Here is a 4,871-nt window from a genome sequence, read left to right on the forward strand (position 1 = left end):
GATCCCGGACGGCAGCAGATGCACATATCTCCTGAAAAAAACCTGTCGCAGTTTACATATTTTGTGTAATAACAGCCTTATTTTTAACAAGGTTGGGAAGGAGTGATTCGTGGTAGACATTCTAAGTTTAACCCAGTTACCTGTTCGAGCAAATTTTATTGGTGCGAAGGTTGAGTAACTTCCATTAACTTTTTTAAACCATCAAGCAACCTTGGAGATGGTCTGCAGAAAAGTGATTCCTCCAGGACATGGATATTGCCTTCCTGTACGGCCTTCATTTCATTCCATCCTGGACGCTTCATCACTAATTCAGGTCTCATTTTCTCTTCTTTAACACCAACCCACACCATACAAATGTGATCCGGGTTTCTTCTTTTAACATCCTCCCAGTCTGTCTGGAAGCTTGCTACGTTTTCAGTAGCAAAAATATTTTCCGCACCTGCAAGATTACTGATTTCCGTAAGCCAATTTACATTGCCTGGTGTGAATACCGGTTTTGGCCACCATTCCCAGTACAAAGTAGGTTTGTCATCTCTATTTGCGGCTATTTTTTTCAAGTCAGCTGCTTCATCAAGAAATGTTTGTGCCCTTTCTATGCCAAGGTCCTTTAGATTCAGTGCTTCCCCAACAGTTCGAATGTCATCGGCAATTTCAGCCAACGAATTGGGATTCAAGCTTATATATGGCAGTCCACGCTCTTCCAAAGCCTCAATATTCTTTTCCATCCCTGGAACACTAAGCGAGGCTAGAACCAGATCCGGCTGTAATGCTTCCACCTTATCCATATCAATAGATAGGTCCGGCCCAACTTTCGGCAAATTCAATACATCTTCTGGCCAATCTGAAAAGTCATCGACTCCCACCAATACATCCAGTTTTCCTAAATAAGCCACTATTTCCGTGTTGCTCGGACAAATGGATACGATACGGATTACAACCATCTCCTCTAACTTTTTATCTATCTTGATCTGTTAAAATCATGGCTCCTTCTTTTGTAATGACTATTTGATGTTCATACTGTGCAGAACGTCCTTTATCGATCGTTCTCGCTGTCCAGCCGTTGTCATCCATCTGACTTTCCCAGGTACCTTCGTTGATCATAGGTTCGATCGTAATCACCATACCTTCTTTCAAACGCAACCCTTTGTTCGGTAGTCCAAAATGTGGAACATGGGGGTCTTCATGGATGGTCGGGCCAATTCCATGCCCAGTAAAATCACGGACGACAGAGAAGCCTTCCTCTTCCGCATAGGATTGGATCGCATGGCCAATATCGCCAATTCGATTTCCTGCCTGAGCCTGTTCAATTCCTTTATAAAGGGCTGTTTTTGTTACATCCATCAATCGCTGCCCTACAGGATCGACATTTCCTACCGCATATGTCCAGGCAGAATCAGCCAATCCACCATTTAGATTTACGACCATATCGATTGTAACAATATCTCCATCCTTTAATTTCTCGTCAGTTGGAAAACCATGGCATATTTCATCATTCACTGATGCACAGATAGCATACGGATAGCCGTTATAGCCCTTTTGCTCAGGCGTGGCACCGTGATCTGCCATGAATTTCTCAGCAAATGCGTCGATTTCCAGTGTAGTAATCCCGGGTTTTATCATCTTGCCGATTTCTTTATGGCAGGCGACAAGCACATCAGCTGCTGCCTGCATTTGTTCAATTTCACGCTTACTTTTTCTTGTGATCATCTGCAAAACTTCCTCTCTTTGCTCCGAAATACGTTATACTATAATTTGTATCAATTAGTTTTACCATTTTAGTTATTTTCTTAAAAAACTTGGCAGCTTCCTATGCCTTAGTTGCACTTATGCAAGAAAAATCATTCTATCTTACTTGCCAAAATAAAGTGTATCATAAAACACTGCTAAATACAGTTATGGAACACTTCCTTTAGTTGTAATAGAAATGAGGGCTATTTTATGATTGAAATCAATAATGTAAGTAAAAGTTTCCACGGGAAAAATAATGCTATCGACCAACTTAATTTAGTGATACCCGATGGAAAGATTGTCGGCTTCCTAGGTCCGAATGGTGCTGGAAAATCAACTACCATAAAAATGATGACAGGAATTCTTCCAATAGATAAAGGTACAATCAAACTCAATGGTCTGGATATTGAAAAACAACCATTGGAAGCGAAAAAAACATTTGGACTCGTACCTGATCAACCAGATATGTTCCTTCGTTTAAAAGGAATTGAATATTTAAATTTTATTGGTGATATTTTTAATGTCCCTGCTGAGATAAGAAAAGAACGAATTGAATACTTTACAAAAAAATTCTCAGTCTATGATGCATTGGAAGACTACATTCTCACGTATTCACATGGAATGCGGCAAAAAATTGTTGTTACCGGTGTGTTAATACATGATCCAGATGTATGGATATTGGATGAGCCTCTTACCGGTCTTGACCCAAAATCAGCATACATACTGAAAGAGATGATGCGTGCTCATGCGGATAAAGGCAATACAGTGTTTTTCTCGAGTCATGGTCTTGAAGTAGTGGAACAATTATGTGATGCGGTTGCAATTATCAATAAAGGTAAGCTGATATTTTATGGAAATATGGACGAATTAAAAGCCCAGTATCAAACAGACCAGTCATTGGAAAACGTATTTTTGGAGTTGACAAGCGATGAATAATACTTGGCTCCTTATTAAAACAATGCTAAAAATGCAGTATTCCAATGCCGGCAAGAAGGGTTCCAATCTATGGTTATATGTTGTTGCTTTCATATTTTTATTGCCTGTCTCCATTATATATATTTCATTTATTAATGGATTTATTCATTCCCTGTATTCCGGCCTTCAGCCATTCGGCCAGGAGTCAGCATTATTGGGTATCTTATTTTTAGGCATTCATCTTTTATTATTTATAATGAGCTTAGTTACTGTTTTAAGCGCATTTTATTTTGCAGACGATATTCAATCTTATATTCCATTTCCTTTCCACCCATATCAGTTGCTGATTGGAAAAGCTGCTAGTCCATTCCTATATCTCTATGTGACTTCTGCCATCATTTTTTTACCAGTATTCTTTTCCTACGGCAGTGCAGGTGGGGAATCGTTATTCTATTATCTATATGGAATAATCCTATTTATGTTGCTACCGATTATTCCGTTTGCAATCGCAGCAATTATCCTCATGTTCATGATGCGTTTCGTAAATGTGGCTAAAAATAAAGATCGATCAAAAGTTATTGCAGGAATTTCATCTTTTCTGTTGATTATTTTATTTAATATATTTATCCGGTTAAAAACAAATTCCAATGAAATGGTAGAGGAGTTGACAGTAATTTTCCAGAAGCAGGATGGCCTTCTGGAAATGGTGACCGTTTTTTATCCCCCAGCCTATTTGAGCGCCAGCGCTTTAGGTGACTCACAGTCATGGCTCGGTCTCATCTATTTTATCGCGATGCTGGCCCTGACGGCAGGCGCCCTCCTTTTATTTGCCTGGTTGGGGCAGTTACTTTATTTAAAAGGTGTATTAGGACTCAATAATAGCGGCAAACATAAATTGTCTAAACAAAAAATGCAACGAAAGATGAAAAGGCGCCCAGTAAGACTTTCCTATATCACAAAGGAGCTAAAGATTATTTTTCGAACACCCACTTTTTTGATGCAGTGTGTCATGCAAGGTCTGTTTGGTCCGATACTTGTCGTTGTAATCCTCCTGTTTGACTTTGGAACTGGATTATCATTGGAATTTTTGGATACTTTGTCCGATAAACAGATACTATTGTTGCTTTTTATAGCTTCATTCATCATTATCAGTACAAATGTCACTGCTGTTTCATCCGTTTCCAGGGAAGGAAAAACATGGTATACGAATTTGTTTTTCCCACTTGAACCAAACCAGGTTTTATTCAGTAAAATTGCAGCTTCCTGGATTATTAATCTATTTGTAATAACCCTGTTTTTTATCCTATCCCTGCTTGTCACGGTACCGGTGGTCGTGGTTTTAATTTGGCTGGTGACTATTTTGACAGCCAGTTGGCTGACGAGCAGTTTTGGAACATATCTTGATTTATTGAAACCTAAACTGAACTGGACAGACGAGCAGGAACTTTTCAAGGGACGTTTTATTGGCTTCATCGGCTTTTTAATTCAGGCTGGAATCCTTGGAATCTTTACCTGGTTTTTATGGAGAAGCGATGCTGTAGAAAATTTGTATGCAACCTCGCTAATATTACTCGGCTTGCTGCTTGTTTGCATTTTTATTGTGTACAAACTGATTGATAAAAAAATTAACAGCAATGTTTTCCAGGATATATAGAGGAGATATTCATTTTAGAAAACATGGCGAACACAGTGTTGTACTTATGCAGCGAAGAAAGAATTGTACTTCTATCTAAAAAATGCAGCGGACAAATCCGCTGCATTTTCTTTAATATTAGTAATATCCTCCACCGTAACCGCCTGTATATGCAGTCCCGATGATGATTAATAAAATGAATAACACGACCAGCAAAGCGAAACCGCTGGATCCGAAACCGGATTTACCTGCTCCACCAACTTTACTCATTCTTTTCCCTCCCCTATTTTCAAGACTACTTTACTTTATGCAAGGTTTCCGAAATTGGGAGGGCTATTGACTCATTTTTTTCAAGTGTTTAATCCTACAACTCAATTTTCGCAGTGTAAAATTAGCAAATAAGACTTGGTAGAATTAAGTAGGTTGGTGGAAACAGAATGCTTAATTTGACTTGGATTAAGACTATGAAATAGAATCTGGATACATCTGACTCCAAGATTATTTTCGTTCCCTTTGTTGCCTTTTTATTACGCATTTAATATAAAATGCGACGTAACTTCTATTTGTGTTAGAACTTTGGCACGAATAATGGAAG

5 protein-coding genes are annotated in these 4,871 nt (G+C 38.7%); 2 read left to right on the plus strand and 3 right to left on the minus strand.

Annotated features, from left to right (window positions below):
* Nucleotides 1–155: 155 nt before the first annotated feature.
* Nucleotides 156–932 carry a cobalamin-binding protein gene (locus A4245_RS19295; RefSeq protein WP_067730962.1) on the minus strand — a complete coding sequence of 259 codons (777 nt, stop codon included), beginning with the start codon at nt 930–932 and terminating at the stop codon, nt 156–158.
* 22 nt (nt 933–954) lie between these two features.
* Complete coding sequence (gene map / locus A4245_RS19300; protein WP_067730956.1) at nt 955–1,707, minus strand: type I methionyl aminopeptidase; 753 nt, start codon at nt 1,705–1,707, stop codon at nt 955–957.
* 231 nt (nt 1,708–1,938) lie between these two features.
* Here map and A4245_RS19305 point away from each other — a divergent pair, with 231 nt between their 5' ends.
* Together A4245_RS19305 and A4245_RS19310 are read left to right on the plus strand one after the other, a co-directional pair.
* Entirely contained in the window at nt 1,939–2,664 is a 726-nt protein-coding gene (locus A4245_RS19305) for an ABC transporter ATP-binding protein (RefSeq protein WP_067730958.1), read from the plus strand.
* Entirely contained in the window at nt 2,657–4,297 is a 1,641-nt protein-coding gene (locus A4245_RS19310; protein ID WP_067730960.1) for a putative ABC transporter permease subunit, read from the plus strand. Before A4245_RS19305 ends, A4245_RS19310 begins: the two co-directional genes overlap by 8 nt.
* Before the next feature lie 117 nt (nt 4,298–4,414).
* On the opposite strand, the gene A4245_RS19895 is transcribed toward A4245_RS19310, so the two are convergent.
* A complete protein-coding gene (locus A4245_RS19895) occupies nt 4,415–4,546 on the minus strand; it encodes a YjcZ family sporulation protein (protein ID WP_084268879.1) in 132 nt (43 codons plus the stop codon).
* Nucleotides 4,547–4,871 lie beyond the last annotated feature (325 nt).

Origin of the sequence: Oceanobacillus damuensis, assembly GCF_001618145.1 — a bacterium.
GTDB classification, from domain to species: Bacteria; Bacillota; Bacilli; order Bacillales; family Amphibacillaceae; genus Oceanobacillus; species Oceanobacillus damuensis.